Genomic DNA, 17081 nt, shown 5'->3' with positions numbered 1-17081 from the left:
TTTTCCTGCTGTAACACAAGATGTTACCGCCAGGCTGAGCATCACGCAACAAAGGAGTATAAGTAATTTTCTGTTCATAGATTAACTGAAGAGCGTTAAAAACGCCTGATTTTTGCGTGCAAAGATAGTATTCGTCCACTTTTTTTTCAGATTATTTCTCACATTTGCCATCTTATGGCAAAAGTTCATTTTATATCAATAGGTGGCAGCGTAATGCACCAGCTTGCAATTGCTTTAAAAAGAAAAGGTTATATAGTAACAGGAACGGATGACGAAATATTTGAGCCTGCAAGAAAAAATCTGTTAAATGAAGGTTTGCTCCCTGAAAAAATAGGATGGGATGTAAGCAAGATCACAAGTGATCTGGATGCCGTTATTCTCGGTATGCATGCCAAAAATGATAATCCGGAAATGGCAAAGGCCCGTGAATTGGGGTTAAAGATCTATTCCTTTCCGGAATTTATTTACAGCGAAAGCATTCACAAAAAACGTGTGGTAGTTGGCGGAAGCCATGGTAAAACAACAACAACCAGCATGATTATGCATGTGCTGAAAAGTACAGGCAAGCCTTTTGATTGGATGGTGGGTGCAAGATTAGAAGGATTTGATCAAAGTGTAAACGTTACGGATGCCCCGGTGATTGTTTGCGAGGGTGATGAGTACCCAGCCAGCGCCATTGAAAAACTGCCCAAATTCCATTTTTTATATCCGCACGTGGCTATAATAACGGGAATAGCCTGGGATCATATCAACGTGTTCCCAACATTCGACATTTATCTTGAACAGTTTAGAATTTTTATCGATAAGATTGAAAAGAATGGTTTGTTGATCTATAATGAAACTGATGCGGTATTAAAAGAACTGGTTGAAAAGCACCGGCGGGCCGATATCCGTTATCAGCCTTACGGGGTTCCGGAACATTCAATTGAAAATGGAAAGACTACCGTGACAATAGACGGTCATAAAGGTGAACTTAAAGTATTTGGCGAGCACAACCTGTTAAACCTGCATGCAGCATGGTATGCCTGCAAGGATCTGGCAGTTGATGCTGAAATGTTTGTAAGTAGCATAAAATCTTTTACCGGAGCTTCTAAAAGGCTGGAATTGTTTGCAACCAGCGCACAAGCCAATGTTTACAGGGATTTCGCCCACGCGCCCAGTAAAGTAAAGGCTACTATTGAAGCTGTGAAGCAACAATTCCCTGAAAGAAAACTATATGCAGTTCTGGAATTGCACACATATAGCAGCCTGAACGAGCAGTTTATGCACGAATATGATGGCGCGATGGATAAAGCTGATGCTGCGGTTGTCTTCTATTCAAAACATGCTTTGGAACTAAAAAGAATGCCTGATTTGCCCGCTGAAAAAGTGAAGGAAGGGTTTAACAAACAAGAACTTATTGTGATTAACGATAAAGATGAACTGGATAAATGGATGGAATCGCAAAACTATAACAACAGCAATCTGTTGCTCATGAGCAGTGGCAATTATGATGGTCTGGCTTTGGAAAAAGTGATAGGCAATATTGGCCTACACATCCAATAAAAACGGCATAAAACCTGCATAGATCTTAAAATATTTCCGCATATTCTAATCTTATTATTTACTTGAAAAAGCGTAGTACATTCGCAACGTTTAAATAATTTTCGCTGTAATGAAATTACAATTAACTCGCCCTTTGGCTTTTATTGATCTGGAAACGACCGGTGTAAACATCGGTGCCGACAGAATTGTTGAGATTGCAATTGTCAAAATTTTACCTGATGGTACAAAACAGGTAAAACGTAAACTCATCAACCCTTTAATGCCTATTCCCAAGGCATCAAGTGATGTTCATGGAATTACTGATGAAATGGTAAAAGATGCACCATCATTCAAGCAAGTGGCTAATGAAATAAAACAATTTTTAGATAATGCAGATATTGGGGGATACAATAGCAATCGCTTTGATATTCCTATGCTGGTAGAGGAATTTTTAAGATCAGGGCTTGATTTCAGCCTTGAAGGGAGAAGAATGGTAGATGTGCAAAAAGTGTTTCATATGATGGAGCAAAGAACTTTGGGTGCAGCTTACAAATTCTATTGCAATAAAACACTTGAGGATGCACATAGTGCCGAAGCAGATGCTGCCGCAACATCGGAAATACTGGAAGCGCAGATTGAACGATATGAGCACATTGGCTGTACAGTTGATTCCATTTGCAAATTCACCGGTGAAGAAGATATTGTGGATTTTGCACGCCGTTTTGTAAAAGTAAACGGGGTTGAACTGTTTAACTTTGGCAAACACAAAGGCAAATCAGTTGTCGACGTATTAAGAATGGAGCCTCAATACTATGATTGGATGATGAAGGGTGATTTTGCACTACATACAAAGCAAAAGCTAACAGAAATACTCAACCGTACTTTGTTAAAAAAAATGTAAAGACTAACTAATAAAAAAGATGCCACCTGTCCGGACGCTTTATTTAGCGGCAACATTGGGCTGGTGGCTTTTTTTGTGATTATAAGTCAATAGATTTAAGAAAAATCTATCAATCTAAAATTCTATTTTTGCTTCTTAATGTTTCGATTGGAAAAGCTAGTAATAATACCCACATACAACGAGAAAGAAAACATTGCGGCAATTCTTCAGAAAGTATTTGATCTGAAGCAGGGATATCATGTGCTGGTAATTGACGACGGTTCTCCTGATGGTACGGCAGAAATAGTGAAAGGTCTTTTTGAAAAATACCCGGATGTATTGTTTCTGGAAGAAAGAAAAGGAAAGCTTGGATTAGGTACCGCTTATATCCACGGATTTAAGTGGGCTTTAGCCAAAGGCTATGAATTCATTTTTGAAATGGATGCCGATTTCTCCCACAATCCTGAAGATCTGGAGAGATTGTATTACGCCTGTAAATACCACAGCGGTGATATGGCTGTTGGTAGCAGGTATGTGCCGGGCGGAAAGATTGAAAACTGGCCTTTGGACAGACATATCTATTCCCGCGGTGGCGCCATATATACCAAACTGATAACATGGATGCCGGTTGCGGACCCAACTGCAGGCTTTGTTTGTTATACCCGTAAAGTGCTTGAAACGATCAATCTTGACCAGGTAACGTTTGTTGGTTACGCGTTCCAGATTGAAATGAAATTTGCAACCTGGAAACTTGGTTTTAACATCGTTGAAGTTCCCATTACGTTTGTTGACAGAAAGATTGGTGTAAGCAAAATGAGTAAAGGCATTTTGAAGGAAGGCATTTTTGGTGTACTCAGCATTCAGTGGCAAAGTATGTTTAAAAACTACCGTAAAAGATTGAGTCAGCCAAAAGATGACAACAGTTCTTACCAGGAAAAAGAACTCATAGCTGAACAGAATAAATAACAACCACTACATCTCCTCTAACATATTTACCAAAGAAAATACTTAATTGTGCACGTATAAAACTTATGCGTTTATACGTGCAATTTCTACCTTTGCATGCTTTTGCCGGTTAAAGGTTGTAACACTATAACCTTGCGGTCAGCGTAAAGGATGATGTCAGTTATGCAATGACTATGGCAACATCCACCAATAAACTAAATACGGACGGATGAAATCTGCTTTGATTCGCTTACATGTGGCTGTTTTTTTGTGGGGATTTACAGGTGTGTTGGGCCGCGCCATTTCATTGAATGAAGGCTGGCTGGTGTGGTGGCGCATGTGTATTACTGCTGTAACATTGTGGGTTTTGTTTGCTTTGCAAGGGAAGATTCACAGAATCAGTTTTAAAGATTTTTTGAAGATAGCTTCTATCGGATTTACGCTGGCAATACACTGGTTACTGTTTTATGGAAGCATCAAGTATTCAAATGTTTCCATTGCATTAACCTGTCTGGCAACATCGGGTTTGTTGTCTGCACTCATTGAACCGATCTTCTTTAAAAAACGCATTAATTTTTTTGAGGTGCTGCTTGGATTATTTGCACTGGCAGGAATCGGTATCATCTATTTCTCCAACCTGCATTTTTCTATAGGTATTTATATCGGATTACTGAGTGCTTTGTTTACCGTGGTCGTTTCCATACTCAACAAAAAGATTGTAAAAGGCTATATGCCTCAAACCATAACGCTGTACCAGCTTACAGGCGGCTTTCTTGGCCTTTCGCTGTTGATGCCGTTGTACGAATGGTTATTTCCATCAGCAGTTCATATGCCGCAGCATACCGATTGGCTTTGGCTCATTATTTTAAGTTGGTGTTGCACTATACTTACGTTCTTTTTATACATAAGGGCCTTGCAAAAGATCAGCGCCTTTACTATGAATCTTACTTTAACGCTTGAACCTGTCTATGGCGTAATACTTGCATTTATTCTCTATCACGAAAACGAGGTCCTGAGCAAATATTTTTATATAGGATTCCTGCTGATTTTGTCTGCCGTTGTTTTGCAGATGATTACGTTGATGAGGAAGAGAGAAGCATGAGCTTAAAGCTTAAAGCCTAAAGCTAGTGTGTCGTCGAAAAATAAATTTTTTCGCTATTAAAATAACGGCTCAGCGGTCTTCCTTCTTCGTTAAATGGTGATGCCGCAATAAAAGTCGCGGCATCATTAAAAATCATACTTGGCGTTTAAGAATCTGTTTAAGCTTTAATGTGCATATCCATATTCATCAAGGCATCACACATACCCGCTTGTGGTTTTAGGCTTTAAGCTTTGGGCTTTAAGCTACTTATACTGGTACGCTACCACTGACTTCTTAAAAAACGTCGGCAGATACACAATCTTATTCTTGCTGTCATATCCAATATCGGCAGTATTGCTTTTTTCATTGCGTGTGTCAAGCATTACTTCAGCCTTACCATTGGCTACATGATACACAACACCGCTCCAGGCGCTTACAATAAACTCGCCGGGTTTTACTTCTTCAATTCCATCTGTACTGGTTTCCATTCCTTCGGCAATGGTAGTCCGTTGTTTACTTGCATCGAGCTTATATAATGTACCACTGGCAAGTACATATAGATCTGAGCCGACAGCTAAAAGGCCATTTGGTCCTTTGAAGTCTGCAGCATATTCAGTGACTTTACCGCCTTTTATTGCGATCACATTTCCTTTGCGGGAGTCTGATACAAACACAGTTCCGTCATTTGATATGGTAATATCATTCAGGAATTGGGCACCATCAACTGAAATTTTTTGCGTGATCTTTCCTGTTGTAATATCTGCGGCTACAACCTGGTCGATATCGGCAACATAAAGGGTGTTTTTGTAAATTCCCATTCCTTTAGGTGCGCTCAGACCTGTTATCCAGTTCATGTTAATGATCTTACCGTCAAGGCCTATTTTGGCGACGCCACCCTGGTTGTCTTTTTTGCCCGGATCTCCGTCTATCAGGGAAACGTACAACACTTTATTATGTCCGTCAAATAATACAGATTCAGGTACAGGAACAATAGTATCTGTTGACCATAATTTGGTCAACTGATGTTGCGCTTTTGCAGCATAAAATGCAATAGAAGATAACAAAACAAGGAAGAACTTTTGCTTCATAAGATGAAAGTTTAGTTCCATAAACTTACACCATAAAAAGCTCCTGTACAACTAGTGAATAGTGAATGGTCAATGGTGAAGAGCATAGACTGGTTAATAAAATGCATGCTGCCTGATTATTTTTATTCCCGGCGCAATTTTTTATATCCCTTATATACGTTCTGTACGACTAGTGAATAGTGAATGGTCAATGGTGAAGGTTCGAGCTGGTGAAGTAAATGTATTATCGTTTAAGTGTTAGGATTGTCCTGAGCAAAAGTTCTTATTTGCTCTTATATGCCTTCTATACGACTAGTGAATAGTGAATGGTCAATGGTGAAGGGCACAGACTGGTTGAGTAGGTATAAATGGCTCTAGTCAGTATTAGCCGGCGTGTAAGGCCTTATATTCCCTTACATGCCTTATATGGTTTAAAAAACTTCGCTTCGGTCAGGCCCTGGCCCCCAGGCTTTTATTTAGCTGTTGATTAACGAAACATTGGCCGCCGATCGATCTCTGATTTATATGAAAGATTGGTAGAGAATCCGGCATAAATACTTTCTTATCTTCGAAACCAAAGGAACCAATTAACGAATGAAAAAATTATTTATCTGTTGTGCATTATTTACTGCGTTCTCTGTTTCAGCCCAAAAGAAACCACTCGATCATTCGGTTTACGACGGCTGGCAAAACATCAGTGAAAAACTGATCAGTAATGATGGCCGGTTCATTGTTTATACAATTACGCCGCAGGAGGGTGATGCTTTGTTGGTATTACAGAAAAGCAGTGGTGAAAAGCTGGTTGAAATTGAGCGAGGGTACAATGCCGCTATCGCGGAAGATAACAGCTTTGTTGTTTGTAAAATAAAGCCATTCTATCAGAAGACGAGAGATGCAAAGATCCATAAGAAGAAAGCTGAGGAAATGCCTAAGGATAGTATGGCCATCATTCATCTGCCAACGTTGTTGGTTGAAAAACATGCAAATGTGTCATCTTACAAACTGCCTGATAAATCTGCTGCCTGGCTTGCCTGGCAATATGAGGAAATAAAGACAGACAGTGTTTGCAAAAAATCTGACGGTGCAAAAAAAGATCTGGTGGATGCTGATAACGATAAGCCATCAAAAGATAAGAAAGGCAACCCTGCCATTCTCTTATTGAAAAATATGAGCAGCGGAAAGATTGACTCTATTAAATCTGTTACTGAATATCTTTTCGACAGGCATGGTACCAAACTGGTACTGGAATGCGCTGGCGCAAAAAAGGACTCTGTAAAATCTTCTGTAATTGTATATAGCCTTTCTCATGCAAAAGCTGACACGATCTTATCCGGCTTTAATGATGCGAAGAGTTATGCATGGGACACGGTGGGAAAGCAACTGGCTTTTATTGCCGAAAGAGACAGCTCTGAAAAAAGCATTCAAAAGTTTTACAAGGTTTATACATACAAGGAAGGAGACGACAGCGCACAGGTTCAGATAACCGCTTCTACGCCGGGTATGCACAAAGGCTGGTCCGTTAGTGAGAATGCCAATCTGAAATTCAGCGATTCCGGTAAACGTTTGTTGTTTTCTACGGCTCCCGTTCTGCCCGCGAAAGATACTTCGCTGCCGGAATTTGAAAGGGTGAGTGTTGATATATGGAATTATAACGATGATGACCTGATGACTGTTCAGCTGAAGAACCTGGAAAAAGACTTGCAGAGAAGTTACCTGGCGGTGTGGGATATTCAGACTAAGACCATGGCACAACTAGCTGATGAAAACTTCAGGGAAGTTAAAGAAACAGGGCAGGGGGATGGCGCATTTTTTTATGCGCAGACAGATACAGGAAGGCGTGTATCAATGCAATGGCAGGGATATGTGTTGAATGATATTTACGCCATTGATGCAACTACCGGCAAACGCATAATGATCAGGAAAAACCTGAAGGGTTATATGTATCCTTCTTATACGGGTAAATACCTGTTGATGTACGACCAGGTGAAACGTTCATACACAATGTATAACAGCGAGACGCAGAAATTGTACCCCGTAGGTGCTGATATTAAGACTGCATTATACGATGAAGAAAATGATGTTCCGGATGATCCCGGTACTTACGGTATTGTAAAATGGACAGAGAATGATCAATATGTTTTGATAAATGACCGCTATGATGTCTGGAAGGTTGATCCGCAGGCAAAAGAAAGCTCAGTATCGCTCACCGAAGGTCGTAAGAATAAGATCATTTACCGTTTTGCAGAGCTTGATCAGGAAGAAAAATTTATCAAACCTGAGGAGAAAGCTGTTTACAGGATATTTGATGAAAAGGATAAAAGTACCGGCATTGCTGTTGCCCCAGATCTCCAATCTAAACCGGTTGTAATAACAAAAAAGCCGATGAATTTCACTTTATACCGGCGTACTGTTGGTAACGATACTACAGTTGTTGTTTTCACTAAAGAATCGTTTACGCAGTCGCCGGATTTGAATGCAATTAATTTTTCTTTTGCAAAAAGCAAAGACATAACGGTGGGGGCATTGACGCAGTTGAGTCACATCAATCCTCAGCAGCAGCATTACTCCTGGGGAACGGCTGAATTGTTTACATGGAAAGCCTACACCGGTAAGCATACAGAAGGAGTACTATACAAGCCGGATAATTTTGATGCCACGAAAAAGTATCCGATGATTGTTTACTTCTACGAGCGGAATAACACAACGTTGAACAATTATATTCCGCCTGCACCTACACCGTCACGCCTTAATATATCCTATTTTGTAAGTAATGGTTATGTTGTTTTTGTTCCGGATATATGGTACACAACAGGACACCCGGGGAAGAGTGCATATGACTACATCTTAAGTGGTACCAGGGCGCTGATCAGGCAGGGATTTGTTGACAGTGCGCGCATAGGTTTGCAGGGACAAAGCTGGGGTGGTTACCAAACAGCCTTCTTAATTACTCAAACAACTTTATACAAGGCTGCATGGGCCGGTGCACCGGTATCAAACATGTTCAGCGCTTATGGGGGCATAAGATGGGAGAGTGGTTTCAACAGGCAAATGCAATATGAAAGACAGCAGAGCCGGATTGGTGCAACCATTTGGGAAAAACCGCAATTGTACATGGAGAATTCTCCAATGTTCCATCTGCCAAAGATCAAAACACCGCTGGTAATTATGGCAAATGATGCCGATGGTGCAGTTCCCTGGTACCAGGGCATTGAATTATTTACTGACATGAGAAGATTGGGTAAACAGGTTTGGATGCTGAACTACAATAACGAGGCGCATAACCTGTTGGAAAGAAAGAACAGGAAGGATATCCAAATAAGGGAGCAACAATTCTTTGACTGGTTGCTAAAAGATAAAACCCCTCCTTCCTGGATCACCAATGGGGTGCCCGCTATAATGAAGGGAAGAACTTTGGGATTGTAGATAAAACTTGATCTAAACGATTACATAAATCCGGGGCCGTAATGCTCCGGATTGTTATTTGGATTTAAATTTATCATGGATCAAAAAAAAGATCAAATCCTTATAATGCCGTTTCCGTAAACCGGATCAAAAAAGGATGCCTGCTCAAGATTGAGTACTTCGTACTTCGTAAATCGTACTTAATGCAAGTCCGGTTGAAGGAAAGGACTCCGAATCGGCATTATTTATTGTCCGTTTTCTGAGCTGATATATTTTACCAAAGACCTTTTGGCAACCGGTAACAACGTTTCGTCAACAGGGAAAGACAATTCAGTTTCAATAGAATATACAGCCGGGTTGGGTAATTGTTTCCTGGTTTTAATCAACTGCCTTTTTATATGCTCATATGTGCTTGCAAAACTCCGGCGGTGACTTTCAATATATTCCGTCCTGATGCTTCTGTATTTTTCATCATGCTTTTCAAAAATGCTCAGACGATATTCATATACTCTTGTATCTTTTGACGGTTGGTTACTTAAGAAAAAGTAGCCTTCATTAAGCTCCAACGGAATAAGTCCTACAGGAGTTATTGTCATGTTATCTTCCACAAATTCGTATATCTCCGTACCGCTGCTAATGGTTTGCTCCATTTTTCCGGAGGCAAACTGAATAATGTTTTCCAGTTCCAGCATCAGGTCGTCATCCTCAATCATCTGTTCATACAGTAGTTGCAGCTTTTGCAGTTGAATAGATGTAAGTTGTTTTGGGAAATGTTCCTGAAGGTATTTTTTGTTTTCCCTGAAAGCGCTCAGATTTCTGTAATGAAAAATGAGGTCGGTTAATTGTGGATACAACTTGTTCTCGTTAAAGAACTTATTTATTTCCTGCAAGTAAGACAGTAACGTATATTTCTTCAATTCAAAATCAATATACCCGTCTGCAAACCATGTTTCCGATAGTGTTTTCATAGCCTTGCTGTTTTTCTTACATCAATTTACAAAAACTATCTGTTTAAATAAAGTAAAAAAGGGGCAACCTGATGAAGACTGATGCATTCTGAAAAACCAAAAGTCTGTCCAAAAACTAAGTACCTCGTACCTCGTAATTCGTACCTGTATTTTGTCTTGTTCACTCAAATTTTATTGTATTTTGCAAGATACTCATTGAGAAAATTGAAATTAAAACATACCAAATGAAAGCAGTTGCATCAGTTGTCGCTTGTTTATTATTTAGTTTTTTTACTATGGCGCAAAAAACTTTTAATCCTTTAAAACTCAATATTTCATGGGAGGTTGTAGAAAACAATTATGATAAAAAAAGCCAGTCTCTAACGGCTCTCACATTTAAAAACACAGATAAAAATGCATTACCTGCTTCCGGTTGGAAGATCTATTTCAATTCAGTGCGATATATTACTTCTGTTCTAAACGGAGACGTGAAAGTTGATCACATCAACGGCGATTTATATGTTTTGTCGCCTCTGCAGAACTTTCAACCGGTAAAACCGGGTGGTTCATTTGCAGTTCAGTATATATCAACAGATTGGGTAGTGAATTTTACTGATGCGCCCATCGGTTTTTTCCTGGAATGGAATGGTGATAAAAAAGGTCTGGCTATGCCTGCGGTTAATATTATTCCTTCCACAAAACCGAAACAGTACCTGCGTTCGCCAGACGATAAAATTGGATTGATAACCGCTGAAGATATTTTTAATAAAAACAAAGCTATATCTGATTTAGACGAAGCCAAACTGCCGAAAATATTTCCAACCGCGGTTAACGAAGAATTACAGCCGGGAGAATTTGTTTTAGCAGCTGATGTGTCAATAGTCGACAATGCCAATTGCGAAAATGAAGTCAGCTATTTGCAATCACGCTTAAAGTCGTTGTTGGGAAGTGCGCTTCCAAAAAGTGCCAGCGCTTCAGGCAAGTCTATTGTACTGAATAAAAAAGAAATGGCAAAAGAGGCTTACGAGTTGAATATCGCAACTTCCACTGTAGAAATAAATGCTTCTTCTCCCGAAGGATTTTTCTATGCCATTCAATCACTGCTGGTAATGACGAATCCGGCCGCTTATGCATCAGCACAAAAGAGTATTGCGTTGCCGTGTATAAAAGTAAGTGATGCTCCCCGTTTCGGTTATCGCGCATTCTTATTGGATGTTGCCCGCAATTTTCAACCAAAGAAAGAGATCCTCAAGATCCTTGATTTGATGGCTTTATACAAGATGAATACTTTTCACCTGCATTTTAGTGATGACGAAGGTTGGCGCATTCAAATGCCTTCACTGCCTGAGCTAACTGATGTGGGTGCCAGACGCGGCTGGGGTGATGAACTGCAAATGCTGCAACCTTCTTATGGCTCTGGTGCTGATGTAAATAATAAAACAGGAACAGGATTTTATACAACTGCAGATTTTATAGAGATTCTGAAGTATGCAACGGAAAGGCATATTCAGGTAATTCCCGAGATTGAAACGCCAGGCCACGCCCGCGCAGCGATAAAGTCAATGTATGCCCGTTATGTTAAATTCAAACAGCAGGGAAATATGGCTGAGGCAGAGAAATATCTGTTGAATGATCTCAATGATTCTTCAGTGTATTCTTCTGCGCAAATGTGGCAGGACAATGTAATGAATGTGGCCCTGCCTTCGGTTTACACGTTTGTTGAGCGTGTGGTGGATGATCTTCACGATATGTATAAAACCGCGAATGCTCCATTGACAACCATACATATGGGGGGCGATGAAGTGCCTGCCGGTGTTTGGGAAAAATCCCCGGTTTGCCAGGCGCTGATGCAAAAAGAACCTGCAGTGAAGAATGTGGATGATCTTTGGTATTACTACTATGATAAAGTAAACAAGATAATAAAAGCGCGCAACCTTTTTGTTTCCGGCTGGGAAGAAATAGGTGTACGTAAAACAATGCTGGATGGTGAAAAGAAAATCATTCCTAATCCGCAATTTGGCAATGAACATTTTCAACCGGACGTATGGAACAATGTGCTTGGCTGGGGAGCGGAAGATCTTGCTTATAAACAGGCCAATGCCGGATACAAGGTAGTATTAAGCTGTGTGAGCAATTTTTATTTTGACATGGCTTATTATAAGTCATTTGATGAACCCGGTTATTATTGGGGTGGTTTTCTCGATGTTGATAAGCCTTTCTATTTTATTCCATATGACTATTTCAAAAATGCAAAAGAAGACAATTTGGGTATTCCGCTTGACAGATCCATATTCAAGGGTAAGGAAAGACTGACAGACTATGGTAAATCCAATATTGTTGGTGTAAAAGGACTGGTGTGGTCGGAAAATAATATCAGCTCCGAAAGAATGGAATATATGATGTTGCCGAAATTTCTTGGCCTGGCAGAAAGAGCATGGGCCAAAGATCCTGAATGGGCAAATGAAAAGGATTCTGCTAAAGCTGAAATGTTGTACCAGCAGGCATGGAGCAAATTTGTAAATGTGGTTGGTAAAAGAGAATTGACCCGCCTTGATAATTTAAGCGGAGGTTTCAATTACCGTATACCTACACCGGGACTGAATAATGTGAACGGTGCTGTAAACGCAAATATTCAGTTACCTGGTTTGCAGTTGCGCTATACAACTGATGGCTCCGAGCCGACAATCAAAAGCAGCTTATATGCTTCTCCGGTTATCCAAAAAGGAACATTTAAGTTCAAGGCATTTAACAGCAAGAGCAGAAGTGGTAAGATCGCAATAATAGAAGTTAAGTAGAGTGATCGTTGCAATTGATAGAGCAGGGCTGTGAAACCTGAAGCCTCGCGAAGCATAAAAAGAAAAAGCGATTCTAAAAAATACATCAAAAAGATCGTTGGAAGCGATAAAGTAAGACTGCTAAGCCTGGAGGCTTAGCAGAGCGTAAAGCGTAAACTTCGTAAAGCACGACGAATAATAAAAAAGCCTTCGATCAAAATCGAAGGCCTTTTTTTCTTGATATCCAATTATTGAATATTCTTGCCTGCCAATATCACATTTGCATATCCGCCCATTTGCACATTCGCACATTTTCTCATCTGCACATTCTCCCATTTTCAATTATCAATTCTTCACTTTCAATTGCATTAGTCCATCGGGCTTGGATGCGATTCCTTCGGCCCACTCTTGTCAAGTGTAAACATCAACGTAGTTTGAAGGAAATTCTTTCCACTACCATCAGTAGTTTTGTTATAATCGAATTGTCTTATCCAGCCGGTCTGTGCAGCAAACCATTTATTGAACTGGTAGCCTGCGCCAGCAAAAAAGCGGTTGCGTTCAAAATAAGGAGCGTGATTGCCAAAAAATACTTCTTCAAATAAGGAAATATACACCGTGTTCGTTTGAACACTTGGTTTGTTTAAAGGAATGATCGGGTTAAGACGATAACGGAAACGGCTGCGAAAATCTCCATTCACCCAACGTTGCTCAATGCGGTAACGTTGCTCAATTTTAACCCGGTCAATATTGTTGTTTAATGTGATCTGTTCCCAGAGCCTGAATTCTTTTGCCTGCATGGGTGTCTTGAAATTACCATCGTAACTGTAGGTTTTATAGTCACCGGTTCCGATAAGAAAGGAGTGTTTCTTCGCAAAAATAGCACCGATGCCACCTTTGAATTCATGATAATAAAAAAGATCGGTAAGCTTTTGCGATCTGGTTTGCGTTTCAAACCAGAGAAACATTTTGTTGTTGGGTTTGTAAATAAACTGACCAACGTACCAGCCGCCTAAATCCGCCGTTTGTGTTTGTTGTGCGTGGGCTGTTATCGTCATCATCATCATCATCGTAGCAAATACTATCGCTGCTACACATCGTAGACACTTTCTCATCAAAATATGGGGTATGTAAAATTTAAAATAAAAAAATCAGGTTACAACTAATATAAATCAGGTACAACGAATCGTTCCGCGAACAACTCATTTTCAATTGTCCCCGCCTGAACGACGTGAGTCGGGCAGGAATTATCAACTGTCAACTAATTCACCATTTCCTCTCCACGTCCCAGTTTTCCATTTCTTTGGCAACAGCGGTTAAGAAAGATGCGCCCATGCTTCCATCTACAATGCGATGATCATAGCTGAGAGATAAATACATCATATGCCTGATGCCGATAGTATCTCCCTGGTTGGTCTCAATTACAACCGGGCGTTTTTTTATGGCCCCAACTGCAAGAATAGCCACCTGGGGCTGGTTAATGATGGGTGTGCCCATCAGGCTTCCAAAAGTACCTACGTTGGTCAGTGTAAATGTGCCACCTTGTGTATCTTCTGGTTTTAACTTGTTGTTGCGCGCGTTGGCTGCAAGACCGTTAACTGCTTTGCTTAACCCGACAAGATTCAGATAATCAGCGTTGCGGATAACAGGAACAATCAGGTTGCCACTGGGTAAAGCCGTAGCCATTCCAATATTAAAGTCTTTTTTGATGATAATCCTGTCGCCATCAACGGAGCTATTGACGATCGGGTAGTTTTTCATCACCCGCACCAGGCAATCTATGAATAAAGGAGTGAAAGTAATTTTGGTGTTCTCTCTCTTTTCGAATTCATTCTTCACTTTGTCTCTCCAGAGGACCATGTTGGTAACGTCTGCTTCTGCAAAGCTTGTAACATGCGCACTGGTGTGCTTGCTTTCGGTCATATGCCGCGCAATTAATTTACGCATGCGATCCATTTCGATGATCTCCACATTCCCCTCAAATGCTTTAGGAACGGTGATCACTTCCTGTGAAGTGGATGGTCTGGTTTCCTGTTCAGTCTTCGGAGCAACAGTCTCTGTTACTGCCTTTTGTTGTGTTTTAGCCGCAGCCGAAGGAGCGCCATTTTTTCTGGCTTCTACATATTGCAGAATATCTTTCTTTGTAACGCGACCTTCGTTACCTGATCCGGGAATATTCTCCAGTTCAGAAAGGCTGATGCCTTCGCTGCCTGCGATATTCAGCACAAGCGGAGAATAGAATCTTGCCCCGGAAGGAACTCCTGCCGTATTCGTTGGAACATATGGAACGTCAGCTACTGCTTCTTCCTCTTCCTGTTGAAGTTCAACAGTGCTTTCCGTTTCGACGGGCTTGTTTACAGGTGGCTGAGTTTCAACTGCACTTTCCGTTTCAATTTTAGCAATCGTTGCACCGATCGGAACAACATCATTTACATCGAACAAAATCTCAGATAAAATACCCGAAACAGTGCTGGGGACTTCACTATCAACCTTGTCGGTGGCTATTTCCAGAACAGTTTCATCCTGTTCGATCTTGTCACCGGGCTTTTTTAGCCATTTTAAAATGGTTGCTTCCATTATACTTTCTCCCAGCTTGGGCATTACCAGGTCTACTAAAGCCATGATTTCTCTTGTTTCAATGTTAATAATGTTGAAAACGCCAATTTAGAAACCTGCATTGGTTACAATACACTGATCCCCGCAGCTGAAAGGGCATTTCAACGCGTCAAATGTAAAGCATTCTAGGCTAATGTAATAATGCAATGGTTTGACGTTGAAAATCAGCGCAAAGTCAACAGTAAAAAGTCAAAATTTGAAAGCTTTTTGCAAAGTCAAAATTCAAAAGTCAAAAGTCAAAATTCAAAAGTCAAAAGCTTCGGACGCTGAGTTGCTGTATTTTTTTAAGGAACAAATCGGGGCAATTTCATTGGACCTGAACTGGTCTGAAGAAAAAGTAATAAGCCGCACTTAAGATTTTTGAATTTTTACTTTTGAATTTTGACTTAACTAGCTGTTTTCAAGAATGAATACCCGAAGCATATTCACCGCATTCATGGCAGTAATTTCGATGTTCTTCCTCCTGTCGTAACGGAATTTAAATTGTTTGGTTTGGATCTTGTTTTTGTTGCCCGCAGCAATCCAAACAGTCCCTACCGGCTTATCCGGAGTGCCACCATCGGGGCCCATGATGCCGCTTACAGCAACCGCGTAGTCGGTTTTCATTACGTCCAGCACACCTGTTAGCATTTGTTGAACGGTTTCTTCGCTAACAGCACCAACGGTCTCCAACGTTTGTTGTTGAACATGCAGCACTTCTTTCTTTATCCTGTTATCATAGCTCACAATACTGCCATGGAAGTAAGCAGACGAGCCTGAATTTGATGTAATAAGATGTGCGATATAACCACCCGTGCAACTTTCTGCCGTGCTCATTGTTTGTTTTCGCTCTAACAATAACCGGCCAATTTGTTGTTCCATGGTAAGATCCTCGTCGACGATCATGTAGTCTTTAACCAGCACTTTCAGCTTACTGAACGCAATATCCAGATCCTGATCTGTTTTTTGCTTTTCTCCGAAAGCTGTAAGTCTTAACCTTACCATTCCATAGTTAGGAAGATAAGCAAGCTTAATATTGGGAGAAAGTGCTTCTTCCCAGTCTTTTATTAACTCAGCAAGAAAAGATTCACCTATACCAAAAGTCACCAGCGTTCTATGACTGATATAAGGAAGATTAAAACGTTCGCGAATGATGCCAAACACATGATCCTGCATAATGGTTTTCATTTCATTGGGCACACCCGGCATGCTCACAAAAATTTTTCCGTTCTTTTCGAATAACATTCCCGGAGCTGTACCCATCGCGTTTTTTAAAACTGTGCATACGTCAGGCACTTCTGCTTGTTTTCTGTTGCGTTCCAGTAAAGGCATTGGTCTTTTAAAAACATGCTCAAACAAATAGGTAACATGCTCAAGGGTTGGTTCGTCCATCACCAGTTTTCCACCGAAATACTCACACAAAAGCGGTTTAGTAATATCATCGGCAGTTGGCCCAAGTCCGCCTGTAATAAGTATGATGTCTGCAATCTTACTCTCTTCATCAAGTGCTTGCCATATATCGCTCCAAACATCGCCAACTGCCACGCGATGGTTCACCCAAACGCCAATCTTATTCAGTTCCTGCGAAATCCAGGCGCTATTTGTATCAATAACCTGTCCTATCAAAAGTTCATCTCCGATTGTTATGATCGAGGCGTTTATTTTATTCATGAGAAGATTTGAAATTTGAAATTTGAGATTTGAAATTTGGAATTGTGCCTATGAGTTGTAGCTTTCACTATTCACTATTCACTATTCACTATTCACTATTCAATGTCGTTGAAATAAGAACTAAAGTTGTTTATAATTCATGGAAGGCGGCCTTTTAAGCCGCTTTTTTCGATCGAATCTTCTATTCGGCCTTATGAT

Annotated in this window: 11 protein-coding genes; 6 read left to right on the top strand and 5 right to left on the bottom strand. The window is 40.5% G+C overall.

The genetic code is table 11. The features are described 5' to 3' along the window. Window positions 1–174 precede the first annotated feature (174 nt). The 4 genes from QTN47_RS26550 (at window position 175) to QTN47_RS26535 (ending at window position 4451) form a co-directional block, all read left to right on the top strand. Window positions 175–1545, top strand: a complete 1371-nt coding sequence (locus QTN47_RS26550; protein ID WP_369332489.1) for a UDP-N-acetylmuramate--L-alanine ligase — start codon at window positions 175–177, stop codon at window positions 1543–1545. A gap of 109 nt (window positions 1546–1654) precedes the next feature. After that, entirely contained in the window at window positions 1655–2425 is a 771-nt protein-coding gene (locus QTN47_RS26545; protein WP_369332488.1) for a 3'-5' exonuclease, read from the top strand. Between the two features lie 147 nt (window positions 2426–2572). After that, a complete protein-coding gene (locus tag QTN47_RS26540) occupies window positions 2573–3370 on the top strand; it encodes a polyprenol monophosphomannose synthase (protein ID WP_439100201.1) in 798 nt (265 codons plus the stop codon). Window positions 3371–3578: 208 nt separating this feature from the next. Further along, window positions 3579–4451 (top strand): DMT family transporter, encoded by an 873-nt coding sequence (locus QTN47_RS26535; RefSeq protein WP_369332486.1) that lies wholly within the window; start codon window positions 3579–3581, stop codon window positions 4449–4451. 242 nt (window positions 4452–4693) lie between these two features. Here QTN47_RS26535 and QTN47_RS26530 read toward each other — a convergent pair whose 3' ends face one another. Beyond that, on the bottom strand, window positions 4694–5518 hold the full coding sequence (locus tag QTN47_RS26530) for an SMP-30/gluconolactonase/LRE family protein (protein WP_369332485.1): 825 nt from the start codon (window positions 5516–5518) through the stop codon (window positions 4694–4696). A 573-nt stretch (window positions 5519–6091) separates the two neighbouring features. Between QTN47_RS26530 and QTN47_RS26525 the strand changes: the two genes are divergently transcribed. Then, window positions 6092–8920: an alpha/beta hydrolase family protein gene (locus QTN47_RS26525; protein WP_369332484.1), complete on the top strand. Its 2829-nt coding sequence runs from the start codon at window positions 6092–6094 to the stop codon at window positions 8918–8920. 224 nt (window positions 8921–9144) lie between these two features. On the opposite strand, the gene QTN47_RS26520 is transcribed toward QTN47_RS26525, so the two are convergent. Further along, window positions 9145–9867 carry a hypothetical protein gene (locus QTN47_RS26520; RefSeq protein ID WP_369332483.1) on the bottom strand — a complete coding sequence of 241 codons (723 nt, stop codon included), beginning with the start codon at window positions 9865–9867 and terminating at the stop codon, window positions 9145–9147. Between the two features lie 224 nt (window positions 9868–10091). Here QTN47_RS26520 and QTN47_RS26515 point away from each other — a divergent pair, with 224 nt between their 5' ends. Next, window positions 10092–12641: a family 20 glycosylhydrolase gene (locus tag QTN47_RS26515; protein ID WP_369332482.1), complete on the top strand. Its 2550-nt coding sequence runs from the start codon at window positions 10092–10094 to the stop codon at window positions 12639–12641. 347 nt (window positions 12642–12988) lie between these two features. Here QTN47_RS26515 and QTN47_RS26510 read toward each other — a convergent pair whose 3' ends face one another. From QTN47_RS26510 to QTN47_RS26500, 3 genes are all read right to left on the bottom strand, one after another. Continuing rightward, window positions 12989–13732, bottom strand: a complete 744-nt coding sequence (locus tag QTN47_RS26510; protein ID WP_369332481.1) for a DUF2490 domain-containing protein — start codon at window positions 13730–13732, stop codon at window positions 12989–12991. A gap of 151 nt (window positions 13733–13883) precedes the next feature. Further along, on the bottom strand, window positions 13884–15239 hold the full coding sequence (locus QTN47_RS26505) for a dihydrolipoamide acetyltransferase family protein (protein ID WP_369332480.1): 1356 nt from the start codon (window positions 15237–15239) through the stop codon (window positions 13884–13886). 384 nt (window positions 15240–15623) lie between these two features. Continuing rightward, window positions 15624–16883, bottom strand: a complete 1260-nt coding sequence (locus tag QTN47_RS26500) for a competence/damage-inducible protein A (RefSeq protein WP_369332479.1) — start codon at window positions 16881–16883, stop codon at window positions 15624–15626. Between the last annotated feature and the right edge of the window lie 198 nt (window positions 16884–17081).

It is taken from the genome of Danxiaibacter flavus (assembly GCF_041060425.1).
Lineage (GTDB): Bacteria > Bacteroidota > Bacteroidia > Chitinophagales > Chitinophagaceae > Danxiaibacter > Danxiaibacter flavus.
This window is presented reverse-complemented; position numbering and strand designations above follow the sequence as displayed.